Below are 12,304 nucleotides of genomic sequence, written 5' to 3'. Positions count from 1 at the left end.
TCCCCCCGCCCCTCTGGACCAGCCCACATGCGGGGCCGCCGCCTTCGTCCCACCCCCGTGTGGGCAATCGTCCCGCAGGGCGGGACGGGTGGGCACACGGGACGGCGCCCATGCGGGCGCGTTCCGCACCTGCACCTACCCGCACCACAAGCACGGCGCACCCGTGGTGCGGGTCAAGGCACCGGGAGCCTAGGCCCGGCAAGGGGCACCGTTCCGTTGTGCCCACCCGTTCCGCCCCAGCGGAACGAATGCCCACAACGGGGGGCGGGTGGGCACCGCCCCAGCGGGGCGAAGGCCCACACGGGCGCGGGCGAAGGCCCAGCAGGGCGGCGGGCCGCACGTGCGGGCAGGCGCGGGGCCAGCGGGGCGGCGGCCCGCACCGGCCCCCGCAGCGGCTACGAGTGGCCCAGGTCCTCAGACGCGTCCGGTTCGGTCGTGGAGCCGGAGTCCTTCGCCGGGCGGAGGGGGAACTCGTCCGCGGCCATCGAGTCCAGGACCGGCAGCGCCGGACGCGGAGGCTTCGGCATGACCGCGGCCTCGGAGTGCCCACCGCACCCGTACGCGAGCGACACGACCCGCCCGTCGGCGGGCGAGAACTCGTTGGCGCAGACACCGAACGCCTGCTTCAGGGAGCCGGCCAGCGGCACCAGGAAGGCGCAGGAGACACAGCTCGCCGGCGCCGCCTGCGCCATCGGCGTCTTCGCGCCGAACGCCTCGTCCCAGCGGTCCGCCGCGGTGTGCAGCCCGTAACGGGACAGCACCCGCGCCCGCCGCATCCCCAGCTCCTCGGCGACCGCCGCGATCGCACCCCGCGACGGCGTACGGGAGGTGATCTCGGCGTCCTCGACGTCGAGGTGCTCCTCCATCTCCTCCGAGACGGCCGAGTTCGGCGGCGGCGCGTCCTCGCCCGAGTAGCCGGGCTCCAGGCGCAGGTCGTCCTGCTCCGTCGGCAGCAGATCGCCGGGGCCCATGTCACCGGGCCGCAGCCGCTCGCTCCACGGCACCCACTCGGGCGCGAGGAGGGCGTCCGGGCCGGGCAGCAGGACGGTTTCGTCAAGCGTGACGTTCTTGGCGCGGGAGGCCCGGGTGACGGTGACGGCCCAGCGCCAGCCGCGGTAGCCCGGCTCCTCGCACTCGAAGAAGTGCGTGACGACCCGGTCGCCCTCGGCGACGACCTCGACGTGCTCCCCGACGACACCGGGCGCGGCCGCCTCCTCGGCGGCCTCCCGGGCGACGTCTACGGCCTCGGCGCACAGACGGTCGGGGGTACGCGTGGCTCGCGGGGTACGCGGGGTACGGCTTCGCGTCGTCGCACTCACAGGTCTCGCTTCTCTCCTACGCCGTCTCACGGGTGCGCCGGCCGAGGAACGGGAGCGAGCGGGAGCGAAGTCCGGGGCCGTGGGCGGAGCGGACCAGAGGGCCGCATCGACGTCCACGCCCGACATGTCTCTCGTGCTTCTCGCGTGTCTCGGGCACACCTATCGTCATCCATTCTGCGGGATGCCGAAGAGGCGCGCGGCCGAGAACATCCGCCGGTGGCGCGCTACGCACGCTACCCCGTTCGCAGCGCTCAGCCCACCTGCCCGACCCAAGTGGCCCGCATCGCGGACCTCCGACTCCGCCTCGCGGGCCCTGCCATCGGTTCGTACGGCGTGTCCGTGGGGCACTATGACGGAGTGGCAGCCGCACGGTCTTCCGCACGATCGCACGATCATGCCGGGCCGCTCAGCCGAGCGGGCCGGAAGGTGGGTCGCGCCCTGCACCTGCCGTTCACGGGCACCGCGCGCGGCATCAGAAAGGCGACGCACGCGCACGGCGCGGGCGAGTCGGGGCTCGGAAAGCTGATCGAGCTGCACGCGGTCAACGGCGCCGGCGACGTCATGATCACCGTCGCTCTCGCCTCCACCGTCTTCTTCTCGGTGCCGACCGACGAGGCCCGCGGCCGGGTCGCGCTCTACCTGGCCATCACGATGGCCCCCTTCACCCTCCTCGCGCCGGTCATCGGCCCGCTGCTCGACCGCATCCCGCACGGCCGCCGCGCGGCCATGGCGGGCGCCATGCTGACCCGGGCCGTGCTGGCCGTCGCCATGTCCGGGGCGGTCGCCACCGGCGGGATCCAGCTGTATCCAGCGGCGCTGGGCGTGCTGGTGGCGTCGAAGGCGTACGGGGTGGTGCGCAGCGCCGTCGTGCCACGCCTGCTGCCACCGGACTTCTCCCTGGTGAAGGCGAACTCACGGGTGACCCTCGCCGGTCTCCTCGCCACCGGCGTCGCCGCGCCGATCGGCGCGGGGCTCCAGCTCGTCGGACCCGGCTGGCCGCTGTACGGGGCGTGCGCGCTGTTCCTGCTGGGCACGTTCTGGGCGCTGCGGATGCCCCACAAGGTCGACTCGGCGAAGGGTGAGCGGCGCGCCCATCTGCTGACGCACGGCGAGAAGCGGCCGAGCCTGCGGACGGTCGGCCCGTCCGTGCTGCACGGGCTCCAGGCGAACGCCTCGCAGCGCATGCTGTCGGGTTTCCTGATCTTCTTCCTGGCGTTCCTGCTGCGCGTGCACCCGCTGCCCGGGCAGAGCGCGGCGGTGTCGCTCGGCATGGTGGCGGTGGCGGCGGGCGTCGGCAACGCGTGCGGGACGGCCGTCGGCTCGCTGCTGCGGGAACGGGGCCACGGCCCGGAGGTGATCATCGCCACGATGCTGTCGGTCGTCCTCTGTACGGCGATCTGCGCGGCGATCTTCTTCGGCGGCCTGATGGTGGCGGTGCTCGGCGCGGTCGCGGGCCTGACGCAGGCCCTGTCGAAGCTGTCCCTCGACGCCACGATCCAGCGGGACGTGCCGGAGGCCGTGCGGACGTCGGCGTTCGCCCGTTCGGAGACGGCGCTGCAGATGGCGTGGGTGGTGGGCGGCGCCATCGGCATCTCCCTGCCGCTGAACGGCACGCTGGGCATGGCGGTGGCGGCCGGGCTGCTCGGCCTGGGCTGGCTGCTGTCCGTACGGGGCCTGATCGGGGCGGCCCGCCGCCACCGGCACCGGGGAGGCTCCACGAAGGCCCGAGTGGCCTGAGGGGGCCGGGCGGAGTGTGTCGAGCGGCACGCCGCACCCCCGCGTGGCGCGGACGCGACGGCCCGATAGCCTTCGGCTCATGACCGTTGCGTTCCTCACCCGCAAGCACCGTCGGGCCACCGCGGCCCTCGGGGCCGTCTCCGCCGGGCTCCTCGTCCTCTCCGCCTGCGACAAGCCGTCCCCGGTTGCGACCGTGACGGTCGGCTCCACGTCGGTGAACACCGAGGCCGTCTGCTACGACGACGGCAAGGCGATCCCCGAGAAGCAGCTCGGCGAGTGCCTCAACAAGCCCGGCAAGGCCGTCTCCGTCGACCCGACCGAGCGGGTGCGCTTCGGCGTCGACCCCGAGGTCGCCGAGAACGGCTGGACGATCTTCCTGAACGGGCAGAACGTCGAGCCCGAGCCGTTCACCAAGACCTACCGCTCCATCCAGGCCAGCGCCTTCTTCAGCAACCAGGCGGGCGAGCCCTCGGACAAGACCAGGGTCACCATCGTCGAGAACTCCGGCAAGAAGGTCACCGGCATCTGGTCCTTCGAGTTCCAGAAGAAGTCCTGACCTGTCCCCTCGCATCCTGGTCGTGACGGCCGTGGCGGCGGAGGCCGACTCCGTCGCCGACGGCCCGGCCGTCGACGTGCCCCTGCCCGGCGGCTTCACCCTGCGCCGACACGCGACCACGCCTGCGACGGCGACCGCGCGGACGGGCCCGGTCGTCGACGTCCTCGTGGCCGGCGTCGGCCCGGCCGCGGCCGCCGCGGCCACCGCGACCGCCCTCGCCCACGCCACCACCCACCGGCCCTACGGCCTCGTCGTCTCCGCCGGGATCGCCGGCGGTTTCCAGCCCGCCGCGCCCCTCGGGACCGTCGTCGTGGCCGACGCCGTCGTCGGAGCGGACCTCGGCGCGCAGACCGCCGACGGATACCTGGCCGTCGAGGAACTCGGCTTCGGCCGCTCGGTGCACCGGGTCCCCGAGGCCCTGACCAAGGCGGCCGCCGACGCGCTCGCCCACGGCGGGCAGCCGCACGTCGTCGGCACCGTGCTCACCGTCTCCACCGTCACCGGCACCGCCGAACGCGCCACCGAACTGGCGGAGCGTCACCCCGGCGCCGCCGCCGAGGCGATGGAGGGCTTCGGAGTGGCGGAGGCCGCCGCCGCGTACGGCCTGCCCGTCCTCGAGATCCGCGCCGTCTCCAACGCCGTCGGCCCCCGCGACCGCGCCGCCTGGCGCATCGGCGAGGCCCTGGACGCCTTGCGCCGCGCCTTCCGGCTGCTGACCCCCACCGTCTTCACGGACTCCGAGGGAACCCCGCAGTGAAACTGAAGATCGCCTACTCGCCCTGCCCGAACGACACCTTCGTCTTCGACGCCTGGGCCCACGGCCGCGTCCCCGGCGCGCCCCGCCTCGACGTGACCTTCGCCGACATCGACCTCACCAACGGCTGGGCGGAACGCGGCGGCGCCCCGTACGACGTCCTGAAGGTCTCGTACGCCGTGCTGCCCTGGATCCTCGACGAGTACGCCCTGCTGCCCTGCGGCGGCGCCCTGGGCCGCGGCTGCGGGCCCCTCGTCCTGACCCGCGAGGCGGGCGACCCGGCGGAGCTCGCCGGGAAGACCGTCGCGGTGCCGAGCGAGCGTTCGACGGCCTATCTGCTGTTCCGGCTGTGGGCGGCGGACGTCGTCCCCGACGGGGTCGGCGAGGTGGTCGTCATGCCGTTCCACGAGATCATGCCGGCCGTGCGCGACGGCAAGGTCGACGCCGGACTCGTCATCCACGAGGCCCGCTTCACCTACAAGAACTACGGGCTGCACGCCCTCGCCGACATGGGCGCGCACTGGGAGCACACCACCGGGCTGCCCATCCCGCTCGGCGCGATCGTCGCCCGGCGCTCACTCGGCGCCGACACCCTGCGGCTGCTCGCCGAGTCGGCGCGCACCTCGGTCCGGATGGCCTGGGACGACCCGTCCGTCTCCCGCCCGTACGTACTCGAGCACGCGCAGGAGATGGACCCCAAGGTGGCCGACCAGCACATCGGCCTCTACGTCAACGAGTTCACCGCCGACCTCGGCGAGACCGGCTACGCCGCGGTGCGCGGGCTGCTCACCCGCGCCGCGGCCGAGGGACTCGTCCCGCCCCTCGGCCCCGACGCGCTGTCGTTCCCCTGAGGGACACGACCCGACGGGCTCAGACGTCGAGCTGGTCCGCGACCGCCCGCAGCAGGCCCGCGATCTTCTTGCCGTGCACCTTGTCGGGGTAGCGGCCGCGCTCCAGCATGGGCGTGATGTTCTCCAGGAGCGTGGTCAGGTCCTGCACGATGGACGCCAGCTCGTCGGGCTTGCGCCGCTGCGCCGCGGCGACCGACGGCGTCGGGTCGAGAACCGTCACGGACAGCGCCTGATCGCCGCGCTGCCCGGCGACCACGCCGAACTCCACGCGCTGCCCCGGCTTGAGGGCGTCGACTCCGGCGGGGAGCACCGACGAGTGCACGAAGACGTCGCCGCCGTCGTCGCGGGAGAGAAAGCCGAAGCCCTTCTCACTGTTGAACCATTTGACCTTGCCGGTAGGCACGTCCGTCCTCGTCCTCGTACTCGATGGGTGCGCCGGGATCCCGGCTCCGTGTGGGAAAAGAGATACAGCGGGTCACCGACCCGCCGCCACCAAGGCTAATGGGCTGAGGCCCGGTGACAAGACGCCACCGGTCCGTTCTCCTCGGCCTGGGAACTACCCTGGCCGAATGCTTAGTGAAACCCCTCCGCGCCCGTCGGACGACAGCGCCCCCGGTGACGGGCTGGTGCGCGTCGGCGCGGTCGTGTTCATCGTCGGGGCGGTCGCGACCCTGGTCACGGTGGCTCCGCTGTTCCTCGGGACCGATCCGTTTCCCACGGTCGCGTACCTGGTGTCGATGCTGATGGGCGTCGGCTTCCTCGTCGCCGGCGCGGGCGTGCTCCGCTCGATCGCCGCCCAGCGGCGCCGGGCCAGGGCCGTGCAGGCCGCGGCGGCTCAGCCCCGGTAGGCCTCCCACCAGGGACGGAAGTCCGTCAGGTCGGTCAGGACGACGTCCGCGCCCGCCGCGCGCAGCTCCTCCGGGTCGCACGGGCCGGTGGCGACGGCGACCGAGAGCGCGCCCGCGGTGCGGGCGCCGCGGACGTCGCCGATGTGGTCGCCGACGTACACCCCGGCGTCGTGGGCGCGCAGCGCCTCCGCCTTGCCCTCGGCCCACAGGTCGCCGACGACGGCGTCCGGCTCCATGCCGAGGTGGGCGAGGTGGAGCTTGGCGTGGGGCTCGTTCTTCGCGGTGACGACGATCGTGCGGCCGCCCGCCTCGTGAACGGCCTGAATCGCATCCCGCGCGCCGGGCATGGGGACGGTCGGCTCGATGGCGTACTGCCCGTAGAACTCGCGGTAGCGCTTCACCATCTCCGGGACCCGGTCCTCGGGGAACCAGTGGGCGAGCTCGTGGCGCAGCGGCGGGCCGAGGCGGGAGACCACCAGGTCGGCGTCGATCGGGACGCCGACGTCGACGGAGAACGCCTCGAACGCGGCCTTGATGCCGGGGCGGGTGTCGAGGAGGGTCAGGTCGAGGTCGAAGCCGACCGTGGGCGCGGCGCTGCTGGATTCCATGGGCGTCATTGTGCCCGGGTGTTCGAAATCGGCCACTGTCTAGACTTGGCGAAGCCTTGCCGAAGGCCTCGCACCACTGCCCGTAGCTCCGATGGGTGTCCATGACCGCCATACGTTCCCGACGCGCCTCCCGGCGCGTCGTCGCGACCACGGCGGCGGTCGTCGCCCTGCTGCTCGCGATCCTCCTCAGTCTGGCGGTGGGCGCCCGCGCGATCCCGCCCGCCACCGTGTTCGACGCACTGCTGCACGGGGCCACGAGCCCCGACGCCGAGGTCGTACGGGAGCTGCGGGTGCCCCGCACGCTGATCGGCCTCATGGTCGGCGCGGCCCTCGCTCTGGCCGGCACCGCCCTGCAGGGCATCACCCGCAATCCGATCGCCGACCCCGGGATCCTCGGCATCAGCCAGGGCGCCTCCGTGGGCGTCGTCCTCGCGATCGCCGTCGCCGGGGTGCGGACCCTCCACGGCTACGTGTGGTTCGCCTTCGCCGGCGCCGCGCTCGCGTCCGTCGCCGTCTACGCCATCGCCTCCAGCGGCCGCGGCGGCGCCACGCCCGTGAAGCTGGCGCTCGGCGGCGCCGCGATCAACGCACTCCTGTTGTCCGTCACCACCGGTGTGCTGACGACCCAGGCGTCCGCGCTCGACGAGTTCCGGTTCTGGCAGATCGGCTCGCTCGACGGCCGCGACACCCTGATCGTCGGCCAGATCTGGCCCTTCCTGCTGCTCGGCGCGCTCCTCGTGCTGTCGGTGGCCCGCGGGCTCGACGCGCTCGCGCTCGGCGAGGACGTCGCCAAGGGCCTCGGGCAGCGGGTCGCGACCGTGCGGATCGTCGGCGGCGTCGGGGCGACGGTGCTGACCGGCGCCGGGGTCGCCGCGGCCGGCCCGATCGCCTTCGTGGGCCTCGCCGTCCCGCACATCGCCCGCGCCGTCGTCGGCAGCGACCACCGCTGGGTGCTGCCGATGGCGGCGCTCATCGGTCCGGTCATGCTGCTGGTGTCGGACGTCGCCGGCCGGATCCTGTTCCCGCCGGGCGAGGTGCCCGCGGGCGTGATGACGGCGCTCATCGGCGTGCCGTTCCTGGTGACGCTGGTGCGGCGGAAGGCGGTGCCGGCGTGACCACGACCGTCCCCCGCCTCCGGCCGGCTGGCTACGGAGTGGTGCGCGCCGGACGTTCCTCGTTCCTCATGCACCGGCGGTCCGCCCTCGTCGCCGTGGGCCTGATCGCCCTCCTGGCCGCCGCCTCCGTCGCGTACCTCTGCGTCGGCGAACGCTTCGTCCCGCCCTCCGACGTGCTGAAGGCCCTCCTGGGCACCGAGCCGTCCTTCGTCGTCGAGGAGCTGCGGCTCCCCCGCCTCGTGACCGGGCTGATGGCCGGCGCCGCGTTCGGCGTCGCGGGCGCGCTCGTCCAGACCGTCGCCCGCAATCCGCTCGCCAGCCCCGACATCATCGGCATCAGTCAGGGCGCGGGCGCGGTGACGGTCGCCGCGATGACCTTCGGGCTCACCTCGTACGGCCTCATCCCTTACGTGTCGATCGCGGGCGGTCTCCTCGCCGCCGCGCTCGTCTACGTGTTCGCCTGGCGCGGCGGCCTGCACGCGACCCGGTTCGTGCTGATCGGCATCGGCTTCGCCATCGCGCTGCGCTCGCTGACCCACCTCTTCATGACGAAGGGCGACTATCTGGTCGCCCAGCAGGCCCAGATCTGGATGACCGGCTCGCTCAACGGGCGCGGCTGGGACGAGTCGGCGCCGCTGCGGTGGACCCTGCTCCTGATGCTGCCGGCCGTGCTGTGGGCGGCGCGGGCGCAGCGGACGGTGTCCCTCGACGACGACACGGCGACCGCGCTCGGCGTACGGCTCGGGCGGGTCCGGCTCGGTCTGGTCGCCGTGGGCGTGGTCCTGGCGTCGGTCGCGACGGGCGTCGCGGGGCCGGTGGACTTCGTGGCGCTGCTGGCGCCGCAGATCGCCCGCAGGACCACCCGGACCGCGCAGATCCCGTTGCTGTGCTCGGCGCTCATGGGCGCCGTCGTCGTGATCCTCGCCGACCTGCTGGGCAGGCGGCTCCTGGCGCCCACCGAACTGCCGGTGGGCGTCCTGACGGCGGCGGTGGGCGCCCCGTATCTGATCTGGCTGATCGTGCGCAGCCGTCAAGTGGGAGGCAAGGCGTGACCGTGGTCTCGAAGACGTCAGGGAGCCGGCTGTCGACCCGCTCGCTCACCCTCGCGTACGAGGAGCGGACGGTCGTCCACGACCTCGACCTGGCAATCCCCGACGGCAGGGTCACCGTCATCGTCGGCCCCAACGCGTGCGGCAAGTCGACCACCCTGCGGGCGCTGGGCCGGCTGCTGCGCCCCCGGGGCGGAGCCGTCCTCCTCGACGGCGAGGAGCTGGCGAAGCTGCCCACGAAGCGCATCGCGCAGCAGATCGGCCTGCTCCCGCAGACCCCGGTCGCCCCGGAGGCCATCACCGTGGCCGACCTGGTGGCGCGGGGCCGGCAGCCGCACCAGGCGTGGTGGAAGCAGTGGTCCGAGGAGGACGAGCGCGCCGTCGTCGACGCGATGGAGCGCACCGACGTCACGGAGCTCGCCGACCGGTCGGTCGACGAGTTGTCGGGCGGCCAGCGCCAGCGGGTGTGGATCGCGATGGCCCTGGCGCAGGAGACCGACCTGCTCCTGCTGGACGAGCCCACCACGTACCTGGACATCGCCCACCAGGTCGAGGTCCTCGACCTGGTCCGGCGCCTGAACCACGTGCGGGGCAGGACGGTGGTCATCGTGCTGCACGACCTGAACCAGGCGGCGCGCTACGCCGACCACCTGGTCGCGATGAAGGCGGGCCGGGTGGTCGCGGAGGGCGCGCCGGGCGAGGTCGTGACGGCGGAGCTGGTGCGGGAGGTGTTCGGCCTGGAGTCGGTGGTCGTGCCGGACCCGGTGACGGGTTCGCCGCTGGTGGTGCCGGGTGCGCCGTGGGCGGCGGAGACGACGTGAGGGGCCCGCGCCCCCTCCCGGGCCCCGGCCCCGACGCCAGGCCCGGGCTCAGGTCACCTTGAGCAGCAGCTTGCCGGTGCTGGTGCGGGAGCCCATGAGCCGGTGGGCCTCCGCCGCCTCGGCGAGGGGGAACTCGGCGGTGACGGGCAGCACGACCGTCCCGTCGGCGACCTTCGCGAAGGCGTCCTCGGCGAGGGCGCGCAGGGCGTCGGGGGCGGTCTGGGCGAGCAGGAGGATCGAGAAGCCCGAGACGGTGACGCCCTTCGGGTACAGCTCGGGCTGCCCCACCCGCCACGGCTCGGCGGAGCTCGCGTTGCCGTAGGAGACGAGCCTGCCGAAGACGGCGAGGGAGGCCAGCGAGGCCTTGAGGGTCTCGCCGCCGACGGGGTCGAGGACGAGGTCGACGCCGCGCTCGCCGGTCGCCGCGCGAACCGCCTTCTCCAAGGCCTTGGGGTCCCGCTCGAAGTCGCCGACGAACACCTCGTCGTAGCCGTGTTCGCGGGCGTACGCGGCCTTGGCCGCCGACGACACCGTGCCGTACACCGCGCCCGCGCCGGCCGCCTTCGCGAGCCGGCCGGCGGCGGTGCCGACGCCGCCCGCGGCGCCGTGGACGAGGACGGTCTCGCCGCGCCGCAGCCGGCCGACGGCGTGGACGAGGGCCTGGGCGGTCGGCAGGACGGTGGGGAGGGTGGCGGCGGTGCGCAGGTCGATGCCGGCCGGCAGCGGGAAGACGGTCGCCGCCTCGGCCACGGCGACCTCGGCGTAGGCGCCGCCGCCGGTGAGGGCGGTCACCTCCTGGCCGACGGCGAGTCCGGTGACGCCCGCGCCGAGGGCCCGGACCCGGCCGGAGACCTCGAGGCCGGGCCGGTAGGGCAGGGCCTGGACGCGGTAGCCCTCGGCGCGTGCCTTGAGGTCGGCGAAGTTGACCCCGGCGTAGGCGACGTCGATGCTCACCTGTCCCGGTCCGGGCTCGGGGGCTTGTGCCTCCACCACCTTCAGGACCTCGGGACCGCCGTGCTCCCCCAGCTCGATCGCGCGCATGCCGCACCTCCGGCTCGACTGTTCAATGAAAAGCGAACACCGTCGACTGTATGATCCAGATCGAACACTCGGCAAGCCCCGGGCATCGAGACCGAGAGGACACCATGCCCCCCACCGGCCATCGGCCCGCCCCCGAACACACCCACCCCGACGAGGTCCCCGTCCTCACCGCCCTCGCCGCGCTCGCCGACCCCGTACGGCTCACCCTCGTGCGCGAGCTCGCCGGCTCCGACGACTGGACCCGCGCCTGCGGCAGCTTCGACGTCCCGGTCGGCAAGGCGGCGCTCAGCCACCACTTCGCCGTCCTGCGCGCGGCGGGCCTCGTCGAACAGCGCGACCAGGGCCCCAAACGGGTCAACCGCCTCCGCCGCCCCGAATTCGACACCCGCTTCCCGGGCCTGCTCGACCTGGTCCTGCGCCCGGACGAAGTCGCCGCCCCGGCATGATGGCCGCATGATCCTGAACGCCTTACCGATCACGCACCCGGCACAGGAGCAGGCTCTCGTGGATCGCCGCGGCACAGGAAGAGGTGGCCGAGGACATGGGCTGGTGACAGCCTGACGCGGCGGCGGGCTCCCGGCCGACGCCGCGCCGGCCGACCCGGCTGAGTCCGGCGGCCGGCGGACCCGGCCCGTGCCGGTCCTGCCGGAGCCGATGCCGGTCCTGCCGGAGTCCGCGCCGGTCCTGCCGGAGCCGGTGCCGGTCCCGCCGGATCAGTCGCTTCGAGCCGCCCGCCGGGCCCGCCACAGCAGGAAGAGGGCCGAGGCGACGGCGGCGGCGCGGAGGGTCCAGGGCCAGGTGGCGGCGATGGCCGCGCCCATTCCGGCCTCGCCGGTCGCGACCGGGGCGCCCCAGCGGCCCTCGACCCGGCCCCAGAGCCAGACGATGCCCGCGGTCACGGCGAGGCCCGGCACGACCAGGACGGCCCCGCGGCGCTCGCGGGAGGCGTACGCGAGGAGCCAGCCCGCGGCGAGCGGGAACAGCGAGCCGAACGCGGCACCGGCCAGCAGGAGCAGGGCCGAGACGAGCAGCAGCGGGCTGCCGAGGCGCAGCCCGCGCACCCGCGCGAACCGCCCGGGCCGTGCCCCGCCGTCGGCCTCTTCCGCGTACTCCTCCCCCGCTCCTTCCCCTTCCTCCCCGCCGTCCTCCTCGACCGGCGGAGGCTTCAGCAGCTCCGGAATCTCCACGCCCCCGACGAACCCGGGCACCGCCACGCCGTCCACGGCGTCCACCGCGTCCGTACGCCACCAGTCCGTTGCCGCCCGCGACTCGCCCGTCCGCGGCGCCGGTACCGGAGCAGGACCAGCCGCGGCCGCACCAGGACCGACGGAAGCACCGGGATCGTCCGCGCCCCCCGGCGCCACCCGCCCCACCACCTCGTCCGGCGTACCGAGGTCGCCGAGGATCCCGGACACCCCCTCGCCCTTCACGGCGCGGCGGTGCTGGATCTCGTCCCGCAGGCCCGATACCAGTTCACGGCGCTCGGCCGCCGGCACCTGCCGCTGCTGCGCCAGGTCGCCGACCCGGCTCAGATAGTCGAAGACCAACCGGTCGTTCTCGATCCCCTCGATCCCCACGGCACGACGGTAGCGCCTGCGCAGGGGC

14 protein-coding genes are annotated in these 12,304 nt (G+C 74.1%); 9 read left to right on the top strand and 5 right to left on the bottom strand.

From position 1 onward, the window contains the following. Nucleotides 1–395 precede the first annotated feature (395 nt). The gene (locus ACFY7C_RS28805; RefSeq protein ID WP_389655800.1) at nucleotides 396–1,319 is read right to left on the bottom strand and encodes a DUF3027 domain-containing protein; all 924 of its coding nucleotides are present in this window, start codon (nucleotides 1,317–1,319) and stop codon (nucleotides 396–398) included. A gap of 339 nt (nucleotides 1,320–1,658) precedes the next feature. Between ACFY7C_RS28805 and ACFY7C_RS28800 the strand changes: the two genes are divergently transcribed. The 4 genes from ACFY7C_RS28800 (at nucleotide 1,659) to ACFY7C_RS28785 (ending at nucleotide 5,217) form a co-directional block, all read left to right on the top strand. After that, nucleotides 1,659–3,056 (top strand): MFS transporter, encoded by a 1,398-nt coding sequence (locus tag ACFY7C_RS28800; protein WP_389655798.1) that lies wholly within the window; start codon nucleotides 1,659–1,661, stop codon nucleotides 3,054–3,056. Nucleotides 3,057–3,135: 79 nt separating this feature from the next. After that, on the top strand, nucleotides 3,136–3,612 hold the full coding sequence (locus ACFY7C_RS28795; RefSeq protein WP_389655796.1) for a DUF2771 domain-containing protein: 477 nt from the start codon (nucleotides 3,136–3,138) through the stop codon (nucleotides 3,610–3,612). Nucleotide 3,613: 1 nt separating this feature from the next. Beyond that, nucleotides 3,614–4,369 (top strand): futalosine hydrolase, encoded by a 756-nt coding sequence (locus tag ACFY7C_RS28790; RefSeq protein ID WP_389656902.1) that lies wholly within the window; start codon nucleotides 3,614–3,616, stop codon nucleotides 4,367–4,369. Further along, nucleotides 4,366–5,217, top strand: coding sequence for a 1,4-dihydroxy-6-naphthoate synthase (locus tag ACFY7C_RS28785; RefSeq protein ID WP_389655794.1), 852 nt, complete (start codon nucleotides 4,366–4,368; stop codon nucleotides 5,215–5,217). The genes ACFY7C_RS28790 and ACFY7C_RS28785 overlap by 4 nt, the downstream gene beginning before the upstream one ends. A gap of 19 nt (nucleotides 5,218–5,236) precedes the next feature. Here the strand turns inward: ACFY7C_RS28785 and ACFY7C_RS28780 are convergent, their stop codons facing one another. Continuing rightward, nucleotides 5,237–5,620 (bottom strand): cold-shock protein, encoded by a 384-nt coding sequence (locus ACFY7C_RS28780; RefSeq protein WP_031073201.1) that lies wholly within the window; start codon nucleotides 5,618–5,620, stop codon nucleotides 5,237–5,239. Between the two features lie 166 nt (nucleotides 5,621–5,786). Here ACFY7C_RS28780 and ACFY7C_RS28775 point away from each other — a divergent pair, with 166 nt between their 5' ends. Next, entirely contained in the window at nucleotides 5,787–6,065 is a 279-nt protein-coding gene (locus tag ACFY7C_RS28775) for a hypothetical protein (protein ID WP_389655792.1), read from the top strand. On the opposite strand, the gene ACFY7C_RS28770 is transcribed toward ACFY7C_RS28775, so the two are convergent. Beyond that, nucleotides 6,053–6,682 carry an HAD family hydrolase gene (locus tag ACFY7C_RS28770; RefSeq protein ID WP_389655790.1) on the bottom strand — a complete coding sequence of 210 codons (630 nt, stop codon included), beginning with the start codon at nucleotides 6,680–6,682 and terminating at the stop codon, nucleotides 6,053–6,055. The genes ACFY7C_RS28775 and ACFY7C_RS28770 overlap by 13 nt on opposite strands. Before the next feature lie 92 nt (nucleotides 6,683–6,774). Here ACFY7C_RS28770 and ACFY7C_RS28765 point away from each other — a divergent pair, with 92 nt between their 5' ends. From ACFY7C_RS28765 to ACFY7C_RS28755, 3 genes are read left to right on the top strand one after another with little or no spacing between them, the layout of a single operon-like run. Next, nucleotides 6,775–7,788: a FecCD family ABC transporter permease gene (locus tag ACFY7C_RS28765; RefSeq protein ID WP_389655788.1), complete on the top strand. Its 1,014-nt coding sequence runs from the start codon at nucleotides 6,775–6,777 to the stop codon at nucleotides 7,786–7,788. Then, on the top strand, nucleotides 7,785–8,840 hold the full coding sequence (locus tag ACFY7C_RS28760; RefSeq protein WP_389655786.1) for a FecCD family ABC transporter permease: 1,056 nt from the start codon (nucleotides 7,785–7,787) through the stop codon (nucleotides 8,838–8,840). The genes ACFY7C_RS28765 and ACFY7C_RS28760 overlap by 4 nt, the downstream gene beginning before the upstream one ends. Further along, nucleotides 8,837–9,658 (top strand): ABC transporter ATP-binding protein, encoded by an 822-nt coding sequence (locus ACFY7C_RS28755; protein WP_389655784.1) that lies wholly within the window; start codon nucleotides 8,837–8,839, stop codon nucleotides 9,656–9,658. Before ACFY7C_RS28760 ends, ACFY7C_RS28755 begins: the two co-directional genes overlap by 4 nt. 48 nt (nucleotides 9,659–9,706) lie before the next feature. Here ACFY7C_RS28755 and ACFY7C_RS28750 read toward each other — a convergent pair whose 3' ends face one another. Next, the gene (locus ACFY7C_RS28750) at nucleotides 9,707–10,699 is read right to left on the bottom strand and encodes a zinc-binding alcohol dehydrogenase family protein (protein ID WP_389655782.1); all 993 of its coding nucleotides are present in this window, start codon (nucleotides 10,697–10,699) and stop codon (nucleotides 9,707–9,709) included. Nucleotides 10,700–10,803: 104 nt separating this feature from the next. Here ACFY7C_RS28750 and ACFY7C_RS28745 point away from each other — a divergent pair, with 104 nt between their 5' ends. Then, on the top strand, nucleotides 10,804–11,145 hold the full coding sequence (locus ACFY7C_RS28745; protein WP_389655780.1) for an ArsR/SmtB family transcription factor: 342 nt from the start codon (nucleotides 10,804–10,806) through the stop codon (nucleotides 11,143–11,145). Between the two features lie 267 nt (nucleotides 11,146–11,412). Here ACFY7C_RS28745 and ACFY7C_RS28740 read toward each other — a convergent pair whose 3' ends face one another. Then, the gene (locus ACFY7C_RS28740; RefSeq protein WP_389655778.1) at nucleotides 11,413–12,276 is read right to left on the bottom strand and encodes a hypothetical protein; all 864 of its coding nucleotides are present in this window, start codon (nucleotides 12,274–12,276) and stop codon (nucleotides 11,413–11,415) included. Nucleotides 12,277–12,304: the final 28 nt, after the last annotated feature.

This window comes from Streptomyces sp. NPDC012769 (assembly GCF_042901205.1).
Classification (GTDB): domain Bacteria; phylum Actinomycetota; class Actinomycetes; order Streptomycetales; family Streptomycetaceae; genus Streptomyces.
This window is presented reverse-complemented; position numbering and strand designations above follow the sequence as displayed.